The organism is Bosea sp. F3-2 (assembly GCF_008253865.1).
Taxonomy (GTDB): domain Bacteria; phylum Pseudomonadota; class Alphaproteobacteria; order Rhizobiales; family Beijerinckiaceae; genus Allobosea.
In genome coordinates this window covers 5,121,055-5,144,071 of the sequence record NZ_CP042331.1, presented here as the reverse complement: position 1 = coordinate 5,144,071, position 23,017 = coordinate 5,121,055, and the positions used below count along the sequence as shown (strand labels likewise).

The window sequence follows — 23,017 nt, the reverse complement described above, 5'->3', positions numbered from 1 at the left end:
GTGATGAGATGCTCCGGGGACAATTTGACCCGGAACCATGCATCCGGCGCCTGCCCCTGCCACGAAAGTGCGACGCACAATGGGTTGCCGCGCCGTGCGCGCATCCTATGATGCGGGGAATTCAAAGGAGCGATGTCCCGACCGCTCGCAAGAGCACAGGGACCAACGCAACACAGACGGCCCAAGTCTGGGGAGACACCCAAATGTCCGAGACGATCTACGACGTGCCAGCCGGCTGGGCCGACAAGGCCTGGGCGAACGATGCCCGCTACAAGGAGATGTACGCGGCCTCGGTCGCGGACCCGGACAAGTTCTGGGGCGAGCACGGCAAGCGGATCGACTGGTTCAAGCCCTACACCAAGGTCAAGAACAGCAGCTACGAGCCAGGCAAGGTCTCGATCAAATGGTTCGAGGACGGCACGACCAACGTCGCCCATAACTGCGTCGACCGGCACCTCGCCACGCGCGCCAACCAGACCGCGATCATCTGGGAGGGCGACAATCCCTCCGAGTCGAAGACGATCAGCTACGGCCAGCTCCACGCCGAAGTCTGCAAGTTCGCGAACGTGCTCAAGGCGCATGGCGTCGAGAAGGGCGACCGCGTCACCATCTACCTGCCGATGATCCCCGAGGCGGCCTATGCCATGCTCGCCTGCGCGCGCATCGGCGCCATCCACTCGGTGGTCTTCGGCGGCTTCTCGCCCGATTCGCTGGCGAGCCGCATCGAGGATTCCGACTCCAGGATCGTCATCACCGCCGATGAAGGCCTGCGTGGCGGCCGCTCGGTCCCGCTCAAGAAGAACGTGGACCTCGCCGACGATAAGGTGAAGGGCGGCATCGGCACCGTCATCGTGGTCAAGCGCACCGGCGGCAACGTTGCGATGAAGGCGAGCCGCGACGTCTGGTACCACGACGAGGCGGCCAAGGTTCCCGCCGATTGCCCCGCTGTCGAGATGAACGCGGAGGAGCCGCTCTTCCTGCTCTACACCTCGGGCTCGACCGGCAAGCCGAAGGGCGTGCTGCACACCACGGCGGGCTATCTCGTCTACGCCGCGATCACCCATCAATACGTCTTCGACTACCATGACGGCGACATCTACTGGTGCACCGCCGATGTCGGCTGGGTGACCGGCCACAGCTACATTCTCTACGGCCCGCTCGCGAACGGCGCGACGACGCTGATGTTCGAAGGCATCCCGACCTATCCGTCGATCTCCCGCTTCTGGGAGGTGATCGACAAGCACAAGGTCAACACCTTCTACACCGCGCCGACCGCGATCCGCTCGCTGATGGGAGCCGGCGAGGAGCCGGTGAAGAAGACCAGCCGCGCCTCGCTGCGGCTGCTCGGCTCGGTCGGCGAGCCGATCAATCCGGAAGCCTGGGAGTGGTATCACCGCGTCGTCGGCGACCACCGCTGCCCGATCGTCGACACCTGGTGGCAGACCGAGACCGGCGGCATCCTGATCACGCCGCTGCCGGGCGCGACCAGGCTCAAGCCCGGTTCGGCCACCCGGCCCTTCTTCGGCATCAAGCCGGAGATCGTCGATGCCGCGGGCCAGGTGCTGGAGGGGGCGGCCGAGGGCAACCTCGTCATCGCCGACAGCTGGCCGGGTCAGATGCGCACGGTCTATGGCGACCATCAGCGCTTCATGGACACCTATTTCGCGACCTATGCGAACAAGTACTTCACCGGCGACGGCTGCCGGCGCGACGCCGACGGCTATTACTGGATCACCGGCCGCGTCGACGACGTGATCAACGTCTCCGGCCACCGCATGGGTACGGCGGAGGTCGAATCGGCCCTCGTCGCGCACCCCTCGGTCTCGGAAGCCGCGGTCGTCGGCTACCCGCACGACATCAAGGGCCAGGGCATCTACGCCTATGTCACACTGATGGCCGGCGAGCAGCCCAGCGAGACGCTGCGCAAGGAGCTCGTCGCCTATGTCCGCAACGAGATCGGCCCGATCGCCTCGCCGGACCTGATCCAGTTCGCGCCCGGCCTGCCCAAGACCCGCTCCGGCAAGATCATGCGCCGCATCCTGCGCAAGATCGCCGAGGACGAGTTCGGCGCGCTCGGCGACACCTCGACGCTGGCCGATCCCGCCGTCGTCGACGATCTGATCGAGAACCGCCAGAACAAGCGCAAGGCCGGCTGATGGCTTGGGTGGCGGCGCTCAGGCAGCAGCCGCCACCACCTCGATCTCGACCTTGAATTCCGGCCGGGTGAAGCCCGAGACGATCATCAGGGTCGAGGCCGGTGGCGGCGTGCCGACATGGGCGTCGCGCGCTTCCATATAGCCCTTCATATGGGCGCGGTCGGTGACATAGGCATTGACCCGCACGATGTCGGCGAGCGTCATCCCGGCCTCGGCCAGGATCGCGGCGATATTGGCGAAGCACAGATCGGCCTGCGCCCGGACATCCTCGGGCACGCTCCCATCGGCGGCAATCCCCAGCTGGCCCGAGCAGAAGACGAGCCGCCGGCCCGCCGGCAGTTCCATGCCATGGCTGTAGCGGGCGAAGGGCGGCGCGATCGCGGCGGGGTTGAGCGGCTTCATGCAGGCGGTCTCCGGGAATCTCGCCGGACTATGCCTGCCCACATCTGTTGGAACCAGAGCATGGATCGCGGGTTCGCATCGCGCCCGGCCTGAGTTAGACCATGCTCATGCCGCGTTCATTGTGTTCCTGTGATAATGACGCAAAGTTCGGCTGACCGAGATCGGAACCCGCGCCGCATGATGACGACGACTGCCACGCCTGCCGCCCTCACCCGCGCGGCTGCCCTTCTGCCTCTGCTGGTTCTGACCGCCTGCGCAGGCTCTCAGCGCTTCTCCGGCCCGGTAATGAACCCGCCATCCTACAACCAGCCGGTCCTGCCTTCCGCACCGCCGGTCTCCTCGGCGCCGATTACGTCGGAGCCGTTGCCGCCGCCCGGTGGCTATCCAGCCGCATCCGCCCCGCCGCCGGCAGGGGGTGGCCTGCCCGCGCCGCAGGATCCGTTCTTCAACCCCAACGCCGGCGCGCCGCAGGGCCAGGCGCTGCCACCTGGCGGCCAGCCTTTGCCGCCGACAGGCCAGCCAGAGCAGGCACCCGGCCTGCGCGGCAGCAGCAATCAGGTCGCCGGCCTCGGCGCGAGCGCCGCCACGCCGCGCCCGGCCGCAAGCCGCGACAACATGGTCGGCGGCTGGACGGCGCGGGAAGCGACCGGCGGCTCATGCCGGATTCAGCTGTCGAGCACGCCGACGCTCGATCTCTATCGCGCCAGCTCGTCAGGCTGCGCGAATCGGGATCTCCAGAAGATTTCGGCCTGGGATTATCGCGACGGCGAGGTCTATCTCTACCAGCAGGGCGGCACCGTTGCGGCGCGCCTGCGCGGCGGCGGCAGCTCGCTCGACGGCGCGGTGACCAAGTCGGGCGCGGCACTGTCGCTCAGCAGGTAATCTGCATCCCCGCACAGGAAGCGCGGGCGGAAGCATTCTGCCCTGCGCCGCGGTTCAAACCAGCGACAGATTATGCTCTGAGTGCGCGGGCGAGCAGGGTCGTCGGCCAGAAGTTCTTCTGGATCGACAGGGCGATCGTCGCAAAGCCTGTCGCATTGTCCAGCGCTTCGTCGAGAATCGTGAAGGGCGTCGGCCCCCCGGTCGTGATCACGCCTTCCACATCCGCGTAGCCGCCGACGAGATCCGCTTCGAACTTGGCGGCGAGCCGGCGCATCGCCGCGTTCCCAGGCAGGCAGGTCATGTAAAGCGTGCGGATGCTGCGGTTGCGCGCCGCGGTGATCAGTCGGTGAAAAAGATCCGTGCCGATACCGCGCCGGCGCCAGCCGCTCTCGACGCTGAAAGCCGCCTCGCCTGTCTGCGCCACGATGTCGTCGAGGCCGCGCAGTTCGGCGGCACCACGGACAACCCCATCCTCGACATAGGCATAGACGAGTCCGCCCACGCCGAAGGTCGTAGCCGCATAGTTCTCGAGAAAGGCATCATTGACCGCCGTGCCGAATCGCTGATGGCGTGTCACCGGATCGAGCCGGAGCAGATGTTCCCGCAGCAGATCGCGCTCCGTCGGCCACAGCCGCCGGATCACGCCAATGCCGGCCTTCACGCCGGCGAATTTCGAACGAGCCAATTGTCATCTCCTGAACAGCGCGAAACGCGCACTGCCGACCAGGAGCGTATCTTCCCTAACTCGTTTTCCAGATTGTGCGGGATTCGGGCGATTGCAAGGCGTCGACCTGCGGCATTTTTGCCGGGTATGATCAAGATTTAGGCCAATATCTCAAATCTCCATGCAGGATAAGCATGACAAAAGGATTTGAACAGTTTGGGGATGGCGCGAGAAAAAGCACTACAATCGTTTAAGTCCTCATGCGATAATTTCGCACTTACCCCGATGACGGCGCGCCCGGCATGCGCTAAGTTGCGTGCTCCCGGTCACTCAGACTTGAAGCTCCATGTTCGATCGTCGTAAGCCTCCTGCTGCCCAGCCCTTCGTCACGCACGAAAATATCGAAGCCAAGGTTAAGTGGTTCGACCCCGAGAAGGGGTTCGGTTTCGCATCGCCCTCCGACGGTTCGGGCGATGTCTTCCTGCACGTCTCGGCGATCGGCCCGCTCGACCAGCAGGACCTGCTGCCCGGCGCCACCATCGTCGCCGATCTCGGCGAAGGCCGCCGCGGACTCCAAGTCGTTGCGGTCCATGAGATCGACGCGTCCACGGCAACCCAGACCGCGCCGGCTCCGCGCACCTTCTCGCCGCGCCCGCCGCGTGACGATTTCGGCGGCGGCTACGGCGATCGTGATCGCGGCGGCTTCGGCGGCGGTGATCGTGGCGGCTATGGCGATCGTGATCGCGGTGGCTTCGGCGGCGACCGTGGCCCTCGCGGCGGCGGCTTCCAGGATCGCGACAGCGGTCCGGTCGAAGGCCCGTTCGACGGCGCCGTGAAGTTCTTCAATGCGGATCGCGGCTTCGGCTTCATCGCCCCCGACAAGGGCGGCCCGGACGTCTTCCTGCACGTCTCGTCGCTCAGCCGCAGCGGTCTTCAGCCGCCGACCGACGGGCAGCGCGTGCGCTTCTCGATTCGCGCCGGCCGCAAGGGCCCGGAAGCTGCGAACGTCAGCTTCATCTGATCCGAATCAGATCGCTCCAAACATTAAGGCCCGCCAATGGCGGGCCTTTTCTTTTTCGCTGCTAGAGCATTTTCGAGCGAATTGGATACCGGTTCGCGTGAAGAAAATGCGACAAAATAAAAACTTGGAGGATTTCCGCGATTCGGAGAAACGCGGAATGCTCTAGCAGCCGCGTGGCATGCAACGGGGAGCGTCGCCAAAGGCGCGCTCCCCGCGTCATTCTCAGTGGTCGTGATCGTCGCCTTCGAGGCCGCCGATATGCTTCTGGGTATAGAGTTCCAGGCCGACCCGGTCGATCAGGTCGAGCTGCGTCTCGAGGAAGTCGATATGGCCTTCCTCATCCTTCATCAGCGCCTTGAACAGATCCTCGGACGGGTAGTCGCCGACGTCGCGGCAGTATTTCGCCGCGTCCTGATAGAGGGTGCGCGCCTCAAGCTCGGCCTTGAGATCGCACTCGATCACTTCCTTGACGTTTTCGCCAATGCGCAGCTGGTCGAGCGTCTGCAGGTTCGGGAAACCTTCAAGGAAGAGGATGCGGTCGACGAAACGGTCCGCATGGACCATCTCCTCGATCGATTCCTTCTTCCAGGTCTTGGCCATCTCCTTCAGCCCCCAATTGTCGAGCATCCGGTAATGCAGCCAGTACTGGTTGATGGCGGTGAGCTCCGAGCGCAGCCCCTTGTTGAGATATTCGATGACCTTCTTATCGCCCTTCATGGCGGAGCACCCCAATCACTTACATTAGAATGATACTAATGTAGACAGGCCAAGCTCGGAAGGGAAGAGGCAAAACCGTCTTCGCGGCGCGCCCGAAGCAAACGAGCCAAACAAAAAAGCCGCCGCAGCTCAAGCTGCAGCGGCTTCCTCGACGATGGCGATGTCTTCGAGCATGCGCTCGACGGTGACATGCACCGCACATTCGATCTCGCGGCTGGCGCAGCTGCTGCATTGCGTCGCGCAGGCAGCGCGGGCTTCGGCCAGGAGGGACCGCACCTCGCGGGCGCAGCGCCCGCAATCCGGGCTGCAGCCGAGGCAGTCATAAGCCTCGCCCGCTGTCCGCGGACCGCTGCCGTCAGGCGCGACGGTGCCCTTGATCTGACGGCAGGAGATAACGTTGCAGGAGCAGACGATCACGCGTGATGACCCACCACGCGCTTGGTCTCGACCTCTTCGCCATCGGCGCGGCGCAGCCGCACGATCACCTCGACCGAGGAGATCACCATCCCTTCCGGTGCCTCCGGCAGGCCGGCTACGTGGATGGTCGAGCCCGGGATATCCGTGACGGTCTCGTCGTCCTCATTATAGAAATGGTGATGCTCCGACACGTTCGTGTCGAAGAAGGTCTTCGGCCCGGAGACCGAGACCTGGCGCAACAGGCCGGCTTCCGAGAACTGGCGCAGCGTGTTGTAGACGGTTGCCAGCGACAAGGGCTCGCGGGCGCGCAGCGCCTCCTCATAGAGCATCTCGGCGCTGACATGGCGGTCGCCCTTCGCGAAGAGCAGCCAGCCCAGCGCCATGCGCTGGCGCGTCGGCCGCAGGCCAGCAGAGCGCAGACGAGCCTTCACCGAGCTGATCGGGCACGAGGCAGGGTTTTTCTGCGGCCACGGAATATGGTCGCCCGCCACCGGCTTGTGATCCCGATCCTTGTTCGTCAGAACGCTCATCGATAACGCCTTCCACCATGCCGGTTGCCCGGCCATGCAGTTTAGAAATCCTCTAAACTACTGATATTACTCACATATTTGGCAAGATTGGCATCGGTTGTCAATCATCGCGGCTGCGGCATCCGGCAGCGCCCCACAGCTCGCCGATCACGAAATCGCGGCCGATCAGTGCCCGGCGCCGCCGCCGGCAGCGGCCTTGGGCGGCTTGCGCAGGAAGAGCGACAGCACGACCAGGCTGGCAAAGATCATCGTCAGGCCAAGGAAGACGTCGCTGAAGGCCATGATCAGCGCCTGCTTGTGGACGCGCTGGTTGATCAGTGCCAGCGCCATCTTCTGCGCGGCGTCGCCATAATCGCCGAAGCGCTGCATCGTATTGGCGAGCGCTTCCTCCGCCACGCCACGCCCGGCCGCGACCATCTCGTGCAGCCGAGTGATGTGCAGGTCGGTACGCGTGTTCAGCAGCGTGTTGATCACCGCGAGGCCGACGGCCCCGCCGAGATTGCGGGTCAGGTTGTAGAGGCCCGAGGCGTTCTTGAGCTGCTGCGGCGGCAGCGTGCCCAGCGCGATGTTGTTGATCGGCACCATGCACAGCATCAGCGAGCAGCCGCGCAGGATCTGCGGGACCAGAAGCTCATAGAAGTCCCAGTCCGCGGTGATGAACGAGGCCCACCAGGTTCCAAGTGCGAAGCCGGCGAAGCCGATCATCATCATCACGCGCGGGTCGAGCTTGGCCGAGAGCCGCCCCGCGACCGGTGCCGTCAGGAACATGGCGAGGCCGGTGACGAACATGGTCTCGCCGATCATCAGCGCGTCGTAGCCGCGGATGCGCCCGAGATAGACCGGGTAGAGATAGGTCAGCCCGTAGAGGCCGATGCCCATGCAGAAGGAGAACAGCGAGCCGAAAGCGAAGTTGCGGTTCTTGAAGGCGTAGAGGTCGACAAGCGGGTCGTCGCGCGTCAGCGCTCGCCAGAAGAACAGCACGGCGCCGAACACCATCACGACCGAGAAGAACACGATCTCCTCGCTCTGGAACCAGTCGAGCCGCGTCCCCTCCTCCAGCACATATTCGAGGCTGCCGAGGAATGCGGCCATGCCGGCAAGCCCCAGCCAGTCGAAGCGCTTGATCAGGCTGTGGTCCGGCTTGTCGAAGTCGATCAACGTCCAGGCCGCGACCGTCACGCCGATGCCCGGCACGACGTTGACGAGGAAGAGCCAGTGCCAGGAGAAGGCGTGGCTGAGATAGCCGCCGACCGTCGGGCCGATCGTCGGCGCCAGCGTGGCGACGAGGCCGATCAGCGGCGAGACGATCGGCCGCTTGGCGGGCGGAAAGATGGTGAAGGCCGCGGCGAAGACGCCGGGGATCATGCCGCCGCCGATGAAGCCCTGGACAGCGCGCCACAGGATCATCTCGTTGATCGAGGAGGCCTGGGCGCAGAGCACGCTGGATATCGTGAATCCCGCCGCTGCGATCGAAAAGAAGACGCGTGTGGACAGCGCCCGGCTGAGATAGCCGGAGAGCGGGATCATGATCACTTCCGCGATCAGATAGGCCGTCTGCACCCAGGCGATCTCGTCGGCCGATGCCGACAGACCGGCCTGGATCTCCGCCAGCGAGGCCGAGACGATCTGGATGTCGAGGATCGCCATGAACATGCCGAAGACCATCGCCAGGAAGGCGAAGATCCGGCGTAAGGGGATGGCGTCCGGGGCCGGCGGCGCTCCCGCCGGCGCATTCATGGTCGCGGTGGCCATGATGGCCTCCTCGATTGAGGGTCAGCGCTGGTTGGCGGGACGCGGATCGATCGACACGATGACCGACATGCCCGGCCGCAGCACGTGCTGTCCGGTCGATTCCTTGTCGAGCGCGATGCGCACCGGCACACGCTGCACGATCTTGGTGAAGTTGCCGGTCGCGTTGTCGGGCGGCAGCAGCGTGAAGACCGAGCCCGTGCCGCCGGCGATGCCGCTGACCGTGCCATGGAAGACCTTGCCCGGCATGGCATCGACCGTGATGCTCGCCTTGTCGCCGACCTTCAGCGGCCCGACCTGGGTCTCCTTGAAGTTCGCATCGACATAGACCTGGTCGAGCGGAACGATCGACATCAGGCGCTTGCCGGCGCTGACGAGGTCGCCCAGCTGCAGATTGGTGTTGGCGACGACGCCGTCGATCGGCGCGGCGATCTTGGTGAAGGTGAGATCGCGCTCGGCCTTCTGCTCGGCGACCTTGAGCTCGTCGATCTGGCGGGCGGCCTCGACGCGCTGCGCCTCCAGCACCTTGATGTTGGCCTGCGCCTGCACCACGCCGGCTTTCGCGCTCGCCACCGAAGCCACCGCTTGGTCGCGCGCTGCCGTCGCCGCATCGAGCGTCGCCTGCGAGCCGTAGGACTTGGCGGCGAGGCTGTTGGCGCGCTCGAAATCAGCAGCAGTGCGCGTCACGGCCGCTTCGGCGGAATTCTGCTGAGCCTGGGCCTGAACAAGAGCGGCACGCGCAGCTTCGACCTGGCTGTCAATGCGCGCCAGTGTTGCGCGCGCCGTGGCGCTTTTGGCCCGCGCGCTGTCGAGCGCGATCCGCCAGTCGCCATCGTCGAGCGCGGCGAGCGGCTGGCCGGCCTTGACCTCCTGGTTCTGCACGACGGAGACGGTGGCGATGTTCGCGGCGAGCTTGGCCGAGATCGTCGCCATCTCCGCGCCGACATAGGCGTCGTCGGTCGAGACGATGAAGCGGCCATTGCGCCACCAGTCGATGCCGTACCACAGCCCGGCGGCAACGACGGCGGTCGCCGCGACCATCATGATGCCGCGCTTCAGCGGGCTCTTGCCGCCCTTGGCCTTGTCGGGCGCGGCAGCGGGGGGAGCTTCCCTGACCGGCGCTTCGCGCGCCTCGCGGGCGGTGGCCGGCTCAGCGGTCTCGGCCTTGGCGTCGACCAGCTTCAGCCGGTCGCGACGGGGTTCTGATGCGGTTTCAGCAGACATTGTGCGTCCTGCATGTCAATTCGAACCATTCGGTTCGATTGCACTTGAAATAGCGCGAGGGATGATGCATATCAAGTCAAATCGAACTGATCGGTTCGATTCTTTTTTCGCAGCTGCCATGCAGAGCCCGCAGGCCGGGCCAGAATGTGATGACGAAAACCTCTGAAGCCCCGGTAAAGACGGGCCCGCGCAACCGCCGGATCGCCGGCATGGACCCGGACAAGCGGCGACAGATTCTCGACGGGGCTCACCAGGTCTTTATCGCCCGCGGTTTCGACGCGGCCAGCATGAGCGACATCGCCACGGCCGCGAATGTCTCGAAGGGCACGCTCTATGTCTATTTCGAGGACAAGGAGCATCTCTTCGTCGCCCTGATCGAACGGGAGCGTGAATCGCAGAAGCGCGGCGCGTTCGAGGCGCTGAACGAGGATTCCGATCCCGTCCGGGCGCTCAGCAATTTCGGCCAGTGCCTCGTGCGCATGATCAATGGCGAGTTCGCCGTCAGCGCCCATCGCGTCGTAATCGGCGTCGCCGAGCGGATGCCCGATCTCGGCCGAGGCTTCTACGAGAACGGGCCGATGCTGGGCGCGAAGCTCATTGCGACCTATCTCGATCGCATGGTGGCCGAGGGCAAGCTGGCGATCGAGGACACCGGCCTCGCCGCCGTCCAGTTCATCGACCTCTGCCAGTCGACGCTGACGCGCCCGCGCCTGTTCAATGCCGTGCGCACGCCGCCGAGCGACGAGGAGATCCGACGCGTGGTCGGCGAAGCGATCGCGATGTTCATGGCGCGCTACGGCGTCACGCCGCGCGACTGAAATGCAGCACCGGCGTCAGCCGAGCACCTGCTTGGCGCGAATGCGCTCGCGATGCGCGGTGTAAAGGCCGGAGGCCGCAATGACGACGGCGCCGACCAGCGTCCAGACATCGGGAAGCGCCGCGAACAGGAAGAAGCCGAACAGCGACGCCCAGAACAGCTGGATATAGGAGAACGGCGCCAGCAGCGAGGCGCCGGCATAGCGGAACGCCAGGATCACAAGCCAATGGCCTGCGGTCGAGACCGCGCCGATGAACAGGCCGACCAGCGCGATCTCCCAGGTCGGCGTCACCCAATGCAGCGGCAGCAGCAGCGTCATTACCAGCGCACCGAAGACGGTCGAATAGGTCACCGTCGCGATCGCGTTCTCCGTGCCGCTCATCATGCGCGTCACGATCAGGGCAAAGGCCCAGCACAGCGCCGAGGTGGCCGGCAGCAGTGAGGCGAGCTGGAAGCCGGCCCCGCCCGGCCTCACCACGATCAGGACGCCGATCAATCCCCCCAGCGTCGCGAGCCAGCGCCGCCAGCCGACACGCTCGCCCAGCATCGGAATCGACAATGCCGTCACGAAGAGCGGCGCGACGAAGCTGGTCGCCGTCGCGTCGGCGATCGGCAGTTGCTTCAATGACGAGACGAACAGCATGGACGAACCGATCACGCCGCAGCCGCGCAGCAGGTGCATGCCGGGCCGCCTTGTCCGGAACAGCCCCCAGTCGTTCTTGATGGCGACGATCGCCAATAGGATCAGCCCGGAGATGGCATAGCGCAGCCAGACGATGTGCAGCGCCGGCACGCTCGTCGCGAGGTATTTCGACGCCGCATCGCCGGCCGACAGGAAGATCGTAGCGAGCAGCATGATGCCGATGCCGAGCAATCCGTTGTCGCGTCGCAGCGAAGCAGCGGGCGCGGCAGGCTTGGGCTCATGACCGGGAGTGAAGGGCTGCGGCAATGGCTTGGCGGGATTTTTGTGATTGACGGCGAGCCTAATCGTTTTGATCAGCATTTCGCTGCGCAAAGAAGGCAAGTTCTCCATGCGCCGGAGAGCCGGCCAGCCACCGGGAAGATCCAAAAGAAAAGGCGGGCAGGGTATAAGTCCCTATGGCCCGCCTCCTGAAAATGCCGGTCTGGCTTGATTAGGCCGCCTGCTTGCGCGGCTGGATCAGCTTGCGGTTGACGAGCACCTCGGCGATCTGGATCGCGTTCAGCGCCGCACCCTTGCGGAGGTTGTCGGAGACGCACCAGAAGGCGAGCCCGTTCTCCACCGTCGCATCCTCGCGGATACGCGAGATATAGGTCGCGTCCTCGCCGGCCGCCTCGTGCGGGGTGATGTAGCCGCCGGGCTCGTGCTTATCGATGACGAGGATGCCCGGCGCCGTACGCAGCACCTCGCGCGCCTCGTCGGCCGTGATCGGCTTTTCGCACTCGATGTTGACCGACTCGGAATGGCCGATGAAGACCGGCACACGCACGCAGGTCGCGGTCAGCTTGATGTTCTTGTCGAGGATCTTCTTGGTCTCGACCATCATCTTCCACTCTTCCTTGGTGAAGCCGTCCTCCATGAAGACGTCGATCTGCGGGATGAGGTTGAAGGAGATGCGCTTCGGGAACTTCTTGGTCTCTACCTCGCCGGCCGAGAACACCGCGCGGGTCTGGTTGAAGAGCTCGTCCATGCCTTCCTTGCCGGCGCCGGAAACCGACTGATAGGTCGAGACGACGACGCGCTTGATGCCGAAGCGGTCATGCAGCGGCTTCAGCGCCACGACGAGCTGCGCGGTCGAGCAGTTCGGATTGGCGATGATGTTCATCTTGGAGAAGCCGGCAGCAGCCGCGGCGTTCACCTCCGGCACGATCAGCGGCACGTCCGGATGCATGCGCCAGGCCGAAGAATTGTCGATCACGACAGCGCCCTGCGCGCCGATCTTCGGCGACCAGGTCTTCGAGATCTCGCCGCCCGCCGACATCAGGCAGATATCGGTGTCGGAGAAGTCGTAATGCTCGAGCGCCTTCACCTTCAGCGTCCTGTCGCCGAAGGAAACCTCGGTGCCGATGGAGCGGGACGAGGCCAACGCCACGACCTCACCAACGGGGAAAGCGCGCTCGGCGAGAATGTCCAGCATCTCGCGGCCTACATTGCCGGTTGCACCGACCACTGCGACCTTGAAGCTCATGATGTGATCCTTTGCGGATGGGGGCGGTTCGGATCTCCCTTTGGGGCCGCCCCACCCTGGTGTCGGGCGGGTTCGGCGATCTGCCCCCGCCGGGGGGAGATGGGACCCGGAACCGAGGCGAAGCGTCAGCGCGACGTACCGGCTTTCCCGGTCGTCGTTTTGGTCGTGAGTTTCGTCGTCGTCAGACGGACAGTCACAGAGCCAATCCCGAAGGGCTGCAAAACTTCGCTAGCGGCGCATTGCTGCACCGCGCCCTGTCAGAACACCCGCGGCGCGAAAAAGTCAATTCCCCCCAAAGGCCAACCTGAATCTCCGCCATTAACCCTGCTCGTTGACCGGCCGTTCACGCTGCCGAGCGATCGGCGCCGGCCGGTAACCTGCCGGCGACTCTTCGCGGCCAGCCTGCTCCGGTTGAAGGTTCAGGCGTCGCGGCCAGCGGCGCGGGAGTAACGTGTTGCGTTTGCGTTCGGTCGATGTGGTCCTGAGAGTGCAGGCCGGGCTTCGACGGCTCAGGCCGTGGCTTCTGCGTGGCGCCGCCTTTTCTCGCAGCATCGCCACGCGTCTTGCCCGCATCGACATCGTCCCTGTCCTCATCGCTTGCGCTGATCGCATCGAGGCCGGCTTCCGCTGGAGCTTGCGTATCGCTCGCCAGCTTGTGCCACGCCGCGGCCTCGGGCTGACCGGCGCGCTCGCCTGGCGCAGCGCCGCCGCGCTGAGCAGCATCGGCCTGACGGCTGCCCTGATCACCGGCCTTTCCGCGAAGGACGAGGCCCCGACCCAGCTGGCGAGCCTTGCACTGCCTGCGACGAGTTCATCGGCTCAGACGGCATCTCCGCGCCGGCCACGCACCGCGGCTACTGCGGAAGACTGGATCACGATCCCGCGCCCGACCGCGGTGTTCAGTCTGGAAGCGTCCGAGCTCGGCCGGGAAGCCCCCGCCCTTGAAGCGCGGCGCAGTCAGGACGGCAGCCGTCGCGAGGACCTGCTGAGCTTCGGAAGCTTCACAGAGCCGAAGCCACATCTCCTCTTGCGCCTGGCGACGGGCGATGGCGCCGCCTCCGGAACCCGCTCTTTCATGGTCGCCTTGGTTCATGATGCCGCCCAGCGAGGGTTTGCCGTCGAACGCAGCAGCGCGCCCGCGCCGACCGAAACGCGTTTCGGCCCATTGGAGACCGCCGATGTCGTCCTGGGTAACGGCACGGAGAGCCGTGCCTGCATCGCCTTCCGTTCGCCGCCGGGCGAGGCGGCCTTTGCCATGAGCGGCTGGTGGTGCGCTGCATCGAAGCCAAGTGACCGCCGGCAGCTGGCCTGTCTCATCGACCGGCTTGATCTCGCCAGCCCGGTCGATCCGAAATTGCGCAGCATCTTCGCCCGCAGCGAGCTCAACCGCGAACCGGCCTGCGCTCCTCCGCGCCTCTCCGCCACCGGCCGGAAAGCCTCCTGGCTCGATGTCGACGGCAGCCTGCCGTCCCTGCGGATGAAGACCGCCATCGCCGAACCGACGCGTGCCGTTACCGAGCCCGGCAAGCGTCGCTCCAAGCCGAATCGCCGCCAGCCCTGACGCTGTCGCGAAACCCCACCGCTCTAACAAAATTGTTAACGGCAGCGCGCTACTCTTTCCGCCGGTTTAGGGATGCTTACATGGAGTGGGTGCATCCACTCCCGGAGACTGCCGCCATGATGCCGTTCAAGCGTATTGCCACCGTCCTCGCCATTGCTATGGCGGCATCGACCGCTCTCGCGACAATCGCCGAAGCGCAGAGCCGGCGCGGGCCGCTGCGGGTGACGGTCCAGAAGCGCAGCTACTTCGATGCCGGCAACGTCGTCCCGGTCGGCTCGCTGAACCGCTACGCCACCCAACAGGTTTACGCCTCGCCGGTCTATGCCAACACGGGCGAATTCTATGGCGAAGGCACCCTGCCCCCTCGCATCGGCGCTGGCGTCAACCCCTTCGCCAACACCTTCTCGACGCCGCGCTTTTGATCGCGTGTCGTTGAGCGCGTGTCATCCCGCGCGCGCTGCGGCGTGAAACGCTGCTGCGCAGATACGGGAACGCGTGACAAGAAGGCGCCTCTTTCTGAGGACGCTTCCGTGCGCGTCGCAGCACAGCGTGCCGCAGCGCGCCCTTCACTCAGGGCAACGCCTTGAGATAGCGCACCGGACGCCCGGGGGATGCGGCGTTCGCGGCATGGACGATCGCATTCGCGTCGATGCCGAAATGCCGGTAGAGATCGGCGACCGTGCCGGTCTGGCCGAAATGCTCGACGCCGAGCGCCTTTTGCCGGTGGCCGTGCACGCTGCCGAGCCAGGCGAGCGTCGCCGGATGCCCGTCCAGCACTGACACGATCCCGCAATCACGGGAGAGATCCCCGAGCAGCCGCTCGATATGGCTTGTCGCAGCGTGGTTGCCCCGCTGGCGCGCGCGTTCGGCCGCCTGCCAACCAGCATTGAGACGATCCGCAGAGGTGATGGCCAGCAGGCCGACATCGCGCCGGTCCTCGGAGAGCAGTCCGACCGCCTCGATGGCTTCGGGCGCGACCGCCCCTGTATAGGCGATGACGACCGAGGCGTTGGGGCCGGGTTTACGCAGCCAATAGGCACCATCGATGATCTCGCGTTCCAGCTCCGGCGTCATCGCCCGGCTCGGCTGCTCGACCTGCCGCGTCGACAGGCGCAGATAGACCGAGCCACCGGTCTCGTCGCGCAGCCAGGTCCGCTCGTCCGGATCGCCCTCGCCGTCGCGCTGCATATAGTCGAAGGACCAGCGCATCATCACCGCCAGCTCGTCGACGAAGCCCGGCTCGAAGGCGCAGAGCCCGTCCTGGCTCATCCCGATCAGCGGCGTCGCGATCGACTGGTGCGCGCCGCCCTCCGGCGCCAGCGTCACGCCGGACGGCGTCGCCACCACCATGAAGCGCGCATCCTGGTAGCAGGCATAGTTCAGCGCATCGAGGCCACGCGAGATGAAGGGGTCGTAGAGCGTGCCGATCGGGATCAGCCGCTCGCCGAAGATGGAATGCGACAAGCCGAGCGCCGAGAGGTTGATGAACAGGTTCATCTCGGCGATGCCGAGCTCGATGTGCTGGCCCCTCGGCGAGAATTCCCATTTCTGCATCGAAGGGATGCGCTCGTCCTTGAAGGTGTCGGCCATCGAGGCCCTGGCAAACAGCCCGCGCCGGTTCACCCAGGGGCCGAGATTGGTCGAGACGGTGACGTCCGGCGCCGTCGTGACGATGCGGTCGGCGAGCGGGCCACCCATCTTCGCCAGATCGTCGAGCACCTTGCCGAAGCCCATCTGGGTCGACATCGACGGCTGGATGCCGGCCTCCAGCTTCTCCGGAACCGGCAGCTTGGCGGCGGAGAAGCGCCGACGCCCCTCCGAGAAGAACGGCACCTTGTCGAGGAAGCCCTTGATCGCGCTCTCGGACAGGTCGAGCCCCTCGAACAGATCCCACTCATGGCCGGGGCGGATGTTGTTGGCCTTGCGGAAGCCGTCGAGCTGCTCCTTGGTCATCAGCCCGGCATGGTTGTCCTTGTGGCCGGCGATCGGCAGGCCGAAACCCTTCACCGTATAGGCGAGGAAGCAGACCGGCCGGTCATGGTCGATGCTCTCGAAGGCTTCGAGGATCGACGGCAGGTCATGGCCGCCGAGGTTGCACATCAGCTTCGAGAGCTCGGCGTCGGAGCGGCTCTCGATCAGCTTCGTCACCGGGCCCTGATCGCCGAGATCGTCCATCAGGCGCTTGCGCCAGGCCGCGCCGCCCTGGAAGGTCAGTGCCGAATAGAGCTGGTTCGGGCAGGAATCGATCCAGGCCTTCAGCCGCTCGCCGCCCTTTTCCTTGAACGCAGCCTGCTGCAGCGAGCCGTATTTCAGCGTCACGACATCCCAGCCGAAATTGCGGAACATCGTCTCGAAGCGATCGTAGAGCCCTTCGCGGATCACCGCGTCGAGCGACTGGCGGTTGTAGTCGATGATCCACCAGGTGTTGCGGACGCCGTGCTTCCAGCCCTCCATCAGGGCCTCGAAGATGTTGCCCTCGTCAAGCTCGGCATCGCCGATCAGAGAGACCATGCGGCCTTCCGGGCGATCCTTCGCCCAGCCATGCGCCTTCACATAATCCTGCGTCAGCGAGGAGAACAGCGTCTGCGCGACGCCGAGGCCGACGGAGCCGGTTGAGAAATCGACGTCGTCGATGTCCTTAGTCCGGGAGGGGTAGCTCTGCGCGCCCTTGTAGCCGCGGAAATTCTCGAGCTTCTCGCGCGTCTGCAGCCCCATCAGATAGTTGATGGCGTGGAAGATCGGCGAGGCATGCGGCTTCACCGCCACCCGGTCCTGCGGCTTCAGCGCAGCCATGTAAAGCGCGGTCATGATCGTGGCGAGCGAGGCCGAAGAGGCCTGATGCCCGCCGACCTTCATTCCGTCCTCGTTCGACCGGATGTGGTTGGCGTTGTGGATCGTCCACGAGGCGAGCCAGAGGATCTTCTTTTCCAGCTCGGCGAGAAACGGCAGGCGCGGATCTGTTGTCATGGTTTTGGCCCGAACTCCCAGTGCTGCCGATCATGCACGGAAGTACTGGCAGAACGAGCCAAATTTCTGTGTCCAGCTAAGCCACTTTAGCGACTTCCGCTACTGCAGCACACCAGGCCGGCGGAAATCACCAAACCGTCCCGTCGCCGCGCCGCCCGGATTGCCGGCTACCTGTCGATCTGCGCGATGCGCTCGAAGGCAGCGGCGAAGCCGGTCAGGGATACGTTGAAGGGTACCGGCTCGTTAGTCGACAGGTTGAGCGCCGCGACCGTCAAACTCTTGCCGGTCTTCATCGCGTCGGTCGCAACTGTCGGGAAGGAGATCGGCAGCAGGCAGCCCTGCGCCATGCAGGTCGAGAAGCGCAGGCCCTGCCCCAGATCCTTGTCGTCGAGCCGCAGGACGGCGCCGTTCTCCAGCTTCATGCCGAACGGGAACAGGATCGTGCCCTCGGCGCGCCCGTCCTTAGGGGTCCGCAACTCGATGGCGAAGACGCGCTGCCCGGTCTGGCTGTTGCCCTGCGACTGAAGGAGGACACAGAGCCGCTGGCCATTGGCGATGCGGCAATCGACCGTCCAGTCGCCATAGGTCTCGTTGATCGCGCTTGCGCCGTTCGGCAGCGTCGCGGACTGGGCGGCAGGTTGACTGACGTTCGGAGCAGCCTGGTTCTGCGCAACGGGCTGGGACGGCTTCGCCAACGGCTTGGGAGCCGGGCGGGGAGCCTGACGCTGCTGCGGGGCTGCGGGTGCCGGCTGAGCAGCCGGTTCTTCCTGAGCCCGGAGCGCGGGGGCGGCGGCAAGGGAGCCGACCGCTAGAACAAGGGCGGCGAGGGAAACGTATCGAAGAGAGTGGCGGGGCATGGCACTATAGTCAGATGAAGATATCGGCAGCGATATTGCAGAAAGCTCTAGCGAGAGAAAGAGCAAATACACCTAAAAACTCCAATAACGCCGCTTTGATTTCATGCATTCAAATCAAATCTCGCAATTGAATCATTTCAATCTGGAAAACATTCGCGCAGCAGCCGCCCATTGCCACTGCGATCGTCGCCTCTCAGCTCTTGCAGAGCGCGGCATGAACATCTTGCGGACGGCGCCCCCGACGGATCGCCTCGCGAACCTCCTGACGTTGGAGACACCGGGCGACACAAGCGAGCGCGTTGAGATGCTGGCCCTGTCCGGCCTCCGGCGTCAGGATCAGGCAGACGATATCGACCGGTTCGCCATCGACCGCATCGAACTGGACCGGCTTGGCCAAATGGGCCAGCAGGCCGAAGGGCGCGGAGAGGCCCGCAAGCGGCGCATGCGGCATGGCGATACCGCTGCCGATCCCGGTCGAGCCCAGCGCTTCCCGTCGCTTCAACGCCGCAGCGATAATATCGGCCGCTATCCCGGTGCCCCCGGCCGCATGGCGGGCGAGCAGATCAAGGCACTGTTCCTTCGATGTCGGCTTGACCCCCGTCAGCACGGCGCCGGGGGTGATCAGTTCGGAAACATCCATTGTGGTCAGTCGCTCTCGCGCAACCTGTAGCCGACGCCAGGCTCGGTCGTGATGTAGTGGGGCTGCTCGGGGATCGGCTCGATCTTCTGGCGCAGTTGCCGGATATAGACGCGCAGATATTGCACATCCTCATTGCCGCCCCAGACCTCCTTCAGCAGGTGCCGATGCGTCAGCACCTTGCCGGCATGCTGCACCAGCGCGCGCAGGATGTCGTATTCCTTGGGCGACAGCTTCACCTCGGTGCCGCCGACCTGCACGATGCGGCGGACCAGATCGACCGAGAGCTCGCCGGTACGGAAGACCGGCTTCTCGCCCTGCTGATGCAGCTTGTGGCGCAGTGCCACGCGCAGCCGCGCCGCCAGTTCGCGCATGCCGAATGGCTTGGTGACGTAGTCGTCGGCGCCCGCCTCCAGCGCCTGGACGATCCCGGCCTCGTCGGTGCGGCTCGACAGGATGACGATGGGCAGCGTGCGCCCCTCGCTGCGCCAGAGGCGCAGCAGCTCTTGGCCCGTCATGTCAGGCAGGCCGAGATCGAGCAGCACCAGATCGGGCTCCTCGGCATCGATCCGCGCGATCGCGTCCCTGGCGTTGCCGGCCTCGCTGATCGTGTAGCCCTCGGTTCCAAGCCCGACCCGCAGCAGTTTGCGGATCGGCGGCTCGTCATCGACGACGAGCACCCGGACGGCCATCGTGGTCATGGCAATACCTTCATCTGGTGAGCTTCGGGCGGGATCGGCATGCGGATCGTGAACATCGCGCCCTGTCGATCGCTGCGGTTGGCGGCCGTGATCGTCCCACCCATCGCCTCGACGAAGCCGCGGCAGATCGCAAGGCCAAGCCCGGTGCCGGCGCGGATCTGATCGCCCTTCCCGACCCTGTAGAAGCTGTCGAAGATCCGTTCGAGATCGGCCGGCGGCAGACCCGGCCCCTCGTCGAGGATGTCCAGAACCACGGCATCGCCGACCGCGCGTGCATGGACGCCGATCGTTGTGCCCGCCGGCGCGTATTTCGCGGCGTTGTCAACGAGGTTGAACAGCACCTGGTCGAACAGCACGGGGTCGAGCCGCAGCATCGGCAGGTTGGGCGCCAGCGACAGGTCGATCATATGGCCGCGCGTAATGCCCTGCGCGCGCCGCAGCGCTGCGCCGACGACGTCGCCGACGTCCAGCAGGGCATAGTTCGGCTCCATTGCTCCGGCCTCGATCCGCGTCATGTCGAGCAGGTTGGCGATGAAGCGGTTGAGCCGTTCGGATTCCTCGACGACCGTCCCCAGAAGCTCGGATCGATCCGCCTCGGGAATCGCCTTGCCGTAGTCGCGCAGCGTGCCGGCCGCACCCATGATCCCGGCGAGCGGCGTCTTGAGATCATGCGAGATCGAGGTCAGCAGTGCAGAGCGCAGCCGGTCCGCCTCCGCCGCGAGCTTCGCCTTGTCGACATCCGCCGCGAGCTGGACGCGCTCGATCGCGATCGCAGCCTGGTCGGCCAGCGCGTCGAACAAGCGTTGCTGCTCGGGCGTCAGCAGGGCGCCGGGCCGGTCGGAATCGAGCCCGATCACGCCGATGGCGCCGCGCCCGGTCCGCAGCGGCAGATAGAGCCGCTTCGCGCCCGGCAGCGTGTCGGCGCCGCGCCCCGCCGGGCGATCATGCTCCCAGGCCCAGTGCGCCGCCGCGATATCGGCATCGTCGAGCGTATCGTCGGGCGGATAGCCGGCCCGGACCGCGATGCTGCCCTCCTCCGGCAGCAGGATGACGACGCGCACGCGCAGCATCGCCGCGATCTGGTAAGCACTCGCCCAGAGCACGTCGTCGAGCGTGCCTGTCCCGGCGAGCTTGCGCGAGAACAGGTAGAGGTCCTCGGTGGTCCGCGCCCGCTGGCGTGCCGCCGCAGCCTGACGCTGGACCCGGGCCGTAAGATTGCTGGCGATCAGAGCGACCAGCAGGAAGAAGAAGAAGGCGAGCACGCTTTCGGGATCGCCGATGACCAGCGTGTAGAGCGGCGGCAGGAAAAAGAAGTTGAAGGCCAGCGCCCCGATCACGGAGGTGAACAGCGCCGGCCAGAGCCCGGCCGTCACCGCCGAGGCCAGCACCGCCATCAGGAAGACGAGCGCGATGTTGCGCACATCGAGCACGAGATGCAGCAACATGCCGAGCCCTACCGCCACGGCAACGAAGGCCAGACCAGCCAGATAGGCACCTGGCTCGAAGCGACGCCCGTCGGTGGTCGTGGCGATGCGCCCCTCCCCCGTGCTGGTCTCCTGACTCGGGATCACATGGATGCTGATGTCGCCAGCGTCGCGGATCAGCGCCTGCGCCACCGAACCGACGAGCAATTCCCGCCAGCGCGCAGCGCTCGACGAGCCGATGACGATATGGCTGACATTCTTCGAGGCGGCATAGCGCAGCACCTCGTCCGGCACCGTCTCGCCCGGCAGGATCACCGCCTCGCCGCCGAGTTGCTCCGCGAGCCGCATTGCGACGGAAAGCCGATCTTTCTCCGCCTCCGAAGGCAGCGCACGCCCAGGCGCCTCGATATGCAGCGCCGTCCATGACGCCTTCAGCTTTTCCGCAAGACGTCGGGCATGGCGTACCAGCGAGGCGGCGCGCGGGCTGCCGTCGATGCAGACGATCAGCCGGTCGCCGGCCGCCCAGGGGCCGGCGATCGCGTGCGCCTGCATATGGCTGAGCAGCTGCTCGTCGACGCGCTGCGCCGTGCGCCGCAGCGCAAGCTCCCGTAGCGCCGTCAGGTTGCCCGGCGAGAAATAGTTCGAGACGGCCCGCTTGGCCGTCTCCGGCAGATAGACCTTGCCTTCGTTGAGCCGCTTGATCAGGTCCTCGGGCGTGAGGTCGATGATCTCGATCGCGTCGGCCCGGTCGATGATGGAATCCGGCACCGTCTCGCGCACGCGGATGCGGGTGATCTGCGCCACGACGTCATTCAGGCTCTCGACATGCTGGATGTTGAGCGTAGTGTAGACGTCGATGCCGCGCTCGATCAGCTCGAGCACATCGAGATAGCGCTTCGGGTGGCGGCTGCCCGGGGCGTTGGTGTGGGCGAGCTCGTCGACGAGAACGAGTTCCGGCCGCCGCGCCAGCACCGCGTCGAGATCCATCTCATCGACGCTCTGGCCGCGATAGGCTACCTGCGCCCGCGGAACCACCTCGCAGCCTTCGATCAGGGCCTGCGTTTCGCGTCGGCCATGCGTCTCGACGACGCCGATGACGACGTCGACGCCTTCGGCGCGGCGCGCCCGGCCCGCGAGCAGCATTTCATAGGTCTTGCCGACGCCGGGGGCGGCGCCGAGGAAGATCTTCAGCCTGCCGCGCGTCTCGCCGCGGAGCTGCTCCAGCAGCGCATCCGGCGACGGTCTTGGCGGCTCGGTACGAAGCTCGTCCGGCATGGCTGGAATTCGGTCCTTGAACTGTGTGGCGGCAGACCCGTTCCGCTCGCCGCATTCTTAGAGCAGGTTGTTTTTCGAAGGAAACGCGCCGTCATTCCGGGCGCAGCGCAGCGGAGACCCGGAATCCATCGTAAAGCACTCAGCCCTACGATGGATTCCGGATCGGCGCGGCTTACGCCGCTTGTCCGGAATGACGACGCTCTTCCATCAAAACGCAGCCTCCTCCAGCGTCATTTCACGGTCATCGCATCGAGCGCGAGGTTGAGCTTCAGCACGTTGACGACGGGCTCACCGAGGAGACCGAACTGCCGCTCCTCGACATGGCTCGCGACGAGGCTGCGCAGATCAGCCTCGCTCAGGCCCCGCGCCTTGGCGACGCGCGGCACCTGAAAATAGGCCGCCTCCGGCGAGACATGCGGATCGAGCCCGCTGCCCGAGGTCGTCACCAGATCCATCGGCACGGCCGCCTTCGGGTTCTCTTCCTTCAAAGTGGCGAAGTCACCCTTGATGCGCTCGACCAGTTTCGGGTTGGTCGGGCCGAGATTGGACCCGCCGGAGCCCGCGGCATTGTAGGGCGCATTGACGGTCTTGCTGCTGTCGTTCGGGTCGGTGCCGACCGTCGCCGAAGGCCGGCCATGGAAATAGCGCTCGCCGGTGAAAGACTGGCCGATCAGCTCGGAACCGATCACCTTGCCGTCCTTCTCGACCAGGCTGCCATTTGCCTGGCGCGGGAACAGCGCCTGGGCGAGCCCGGTCATCGCCAGCGGATAGGCGAGGCCGGTGATGGCGGTGAGCGCGACGATCATCACGATCGCGGGACGAATTTGCTTCAACATGGGTTCAGATCC

The 23,017-nt window shown here is 65.5% G+C and carries 21 protein-coding genes; 6 read left to right on the top strand and 15 right to left on the bottom strand.

Annotation, left to right across the window (positions count from 1 at the left end; translation table 11 throughout):
- Positions 1-203 precede the first annotated feature (203 nt).
- Positions 204-2,156: an acetate--CoA ligase gene (gene acs, locus FQV39_RS23720; RefSeq protein ID WP_149132541.1), complete on the top strand. Its 1,953-nt coding sequence runs from the start codon at positions 204-206 to the stop codon at positions 2,154-2,156.
- Positions 2,157-2,174: 18 nt separating this feature from the next.
- Here the strand turns inward: acs and FQV39_RS23715 are convergent, their stop codons facing one another.
- Positions 2,175-2,558, bottom strand: a complete 384-nt coding sequence (locus FQV39_RS23715; RefSeq protein WP_149132540.1) for a RidA family protein — start codon at positions 2,556-2,558, stop codon at positions 2,175-2,177.
- A gap of 177 nt (positions 2,559-2,735) precedes the next feature.
- Here FQV39_RS23715 and FQV39_RS23710 point away from each other — a divergent pair, with 177 nt between their 5' ends.
- Positions 2,736-3,440: an AprI/Inh family metalloprotease inhibitor gene (locus FQV39_RS23710; RefSeq protein ID WP_149132539.1), complete on the top strand. Its 705-nt coding sequence runs from the start codon at positions 2,736-2,738 to the stop codon at positions 3,438-3,440.
- A gap of 70 nt (positions 3,441-3,510) precedes the next feature.
- Here the strand turns inward: FQV39_RS23710 and FQV39_RS23705 are convergent, their stop codons facing one another.
- Complete coding sequence (locus FQV39_RS23705) at positions 3,511-4,125, bottom strand: GNAT family N-acetyltransferase (RefSeq protein ID WP_149132538.1); 615 nt, start codon at positions 4,123-4,125, stop codon at positions 3,511-3,513.
- Between the two features lie 325 nt (positions 4,126-4,450).
- On the opposite strand from FQV39_RS23705, the gene FQV39_RS34150 reads away from it, so the two are divergent.
- Entirely contained in the window at positions 4,451-5,125 is a 675-nt protein-coding gene (locus FQV39_RS34150) for a cold-shock protein (RefSeq protein WP_149132537.1), read from the top strand.
- Positions 5,126-5,347: 222 nt separating this feature from the next.
- Here FQV39_RS34150 and bfr read toward each other — a convergent pair whose 3' ends face one another.
- The 5 genes from bfr to FQV39_RS23675 form a co-directional block, all read right to left on the bottom strand.
- Positions 5,348-5,842: a bacterioferritin gene (gene bfr / locus FQV39_RS23695; protein WP_149132536.1), complete on the bottom strand. Its 495-nt coding sequence runs from the start codon at positions 5,840-5,842 to the stop codon at positions 5,348-5,350.
- Positions 5,843-5,971: 129 nt separating this feature from the next.
- Positions 5,972-6,259, bottom strand: a complete 288-nt coding sequence (locus FQV39_RS23690; RefSeq protein ID WP_187640035.1) for a (2Fe-2S)-binding protein — start codon at positions 6,257-6,259, stop codon at positions 5,972-5,974.
- Positions 6,256-6,789 (bottom strand): iron response transcriptional regulator IrrA, encoded by a 534-nt coding sequence (gene irrA, locus FQV39_RS23685; protein ID WP_149132535.1) that lies wholly within the window; start codon positions 6,787-6,789, stop codon positions 6,256-6,258. The genes FQV39_RS23690 and irrA overlap by 4 nt, the downstream gene beginning before the upstream one ends.
- Before the next feature lie 165 nt (positions 6,790-6,954).
- Complete coding sequence (locus FQV39_RS23680) at positions 6,955-8,541, bottom strand: DHA2 family efflux MFS transporter permease subunit (RefSeq protein ID WP_149132534.1); 1,587 nt, start codon at positions 8,539-8,541, stop codon at positions 6,955-6,957.
- 21 nt (positions 8,542-8,562) lie between these two features.
- Positions 8,563-9,762, bottom strand: a complete 1,200-nt coding sequence (locus tag FQV39_RS23675; RefSeq protein ID WP_149132533.1) for an HlyD family secretion protein — start codon at positions 9,760-9,762, stop codon at positions 8,563-8,565.
- A gap of 149 nt (positions 9,763-9,911) precedes the next feature.
- On the opposite strand from FQV39_RS23675, the gene FQV39_RS23670 reads away from it, so the two are divergent.
- Positions 9,912-10,580: a TetR/AcrR family transcriptional regulator gene (locus tag FQV39_RS23670; RefSeq protein ID WP_149132532.1), complete on the top strand. Its 669-nt coding sequence runs from the start codon at positions 9,912-9,914 to the stop codon at positions 10,578-10,580.
- A 15-nt stretch (positions 10,581-10,595) separates the two neighbouring features.
- Here FQV39_RS23670 and FQV39_RS23665 read toward each other — a convergent pair whose 3' ends face one another.
- Together FQV39_RS23665 and FQV39_RS23660 are read right to left on the bottom strand one after the other, a co-directional pair.
- Positions 10,596-11,582 carry a DMT family transporter gene (locus FQV39_RS23665; protein ID WP_149132531.1) on the bottom strand — a complete coding sequence of 329 codons (987 nt, stop codon included), beginning with the start codon at positions 11,580-11,582 and terminating at the stop codon, positions 10,596-10,598.
- 130 nt (positions 11,583-11,712) lie between these two features.
- Positions 11,713-12,747 carry an aspartate-semialdehyde dehydrogenase gene (locus FQV39_RS23660; protein ID WP_149132530.1) on the bottom strand — a complete coding sequence of 345 codons (1,035 nt, stop codon included), beginning with the start codon at positions 12,745-12,747 and terminating at the stop codon, positions 11,713-11,715.
- Between the two features lie 454 nt (positions 12,748-13,201).
- On the opposite strand from FQV39_RS23660, the gene FQV39_RS23655 reads away from it, so the two are divergent.
- Both FQV39_RS23655 and FQV39_RS23650 read left to right on the top strand, forming a co-directional pair.
- On the top strand, positions 13,202-14,308 hold the full coding sequence (locus tag FQV39_RS23655) for a hypothetical protein (protein ID WP_149132529.1): 1,107 nt from the start codon (positions 13,202-13,204) through the stop codon (positions 14,306-14,308).
- Between the two features lie 116 nt (positions 14,309-14,424).
- Positions 14,425-14,730, top strand: coding sequence for a hypothetical protein (locus FQV39_RS23650; RefSeq protein ID WP_149132528.1), 306 nt, complete (start codon positions 14,425-14,427; stop codon positions 14,728-14,730).
- 148 nt (positions 14,731-14,878) lie between these two features.
- Here the strand turns inward: FQV39_RS23650 and FQV39_RS23645 are convergent, their stop codons facing one another.
- The 6 genes from FQV39_RS23645 to FQV39_RS23620 form a co-directional block, all read right to left on the bottom strand.
- Positions 14,879-17,275 (bottom strand): transketolase-like TK C-terminal-containing protein, encoded by a 2,397-nt coding sequence (locus FQV39_RS23645; RefSeq protein ID WP_149132527.1) that lies wholly within the window; start codon positions 17,273-17,275, stop codon positions 14,879-14,881.
- Positions 17,276-17,442: 167 nt separating this feature from the next.
- Complete coding sequence (locus tag FQV39_RS23640) at positions 17,443-17,970, bottom strand: invasion associated locus B family protein (RefSeq protein WP_248313117.1); 528 nt, start codon at positions 17,968-17,970, stop codon at positions 17,443-17,445.
- Between the two features lie 355 nt (positions 17,971-18,325).
- A complete protein-coding gene (locus tag FQV39_RS23635) occupies positions 18,326-18,772 on the bottom strand; it encodes a PTS sugar transporter subunit IIA (RefSeq protein ID WP_149132525.1) in 447 nt (148 codons plus the stop codon).
- Between the two features lie 5 nt (positions 18,773-18,777).
- Entirely contained in the window at positions 18,778-19,470 is a 693-nt protein-coding gene (locus FQV39_RS23630) for a response regulator transcription factor (protein WP_149132524.1), read from the bottom strand.
- Positions 19,467-22,169 (bottom strand): sensor histidine kinase, encoded by a 2,703-nt coding sequence (locus FQV39_RS23625; RefSeq protein ID WP_149132523.1) that lies wholly within the window; start codon positions 22,167-22,169, stop codon positions 19,467-19,469. Before FQV39_RS23625 ends, FQV39_RS23630 begins: the two co-directional genes overlap by 4 nt.
- A gap of 230 nt (positions 22,170-22,399) precedes the next feature.
- On the bottom strand, positions 22,400-23,005 hold the full coding sequence (locus FQV39_RS23620) for a K(+)-transporting ATPase subunit C (RefSeq protein WP_149132522.1): 606 nt from the start codon (positions 23,003-23,005) through the stop codon (positions 22,400-22,402).
- Between the last annotated feature and the right edge of the window lie 12 nt (positions 23,006-23,017).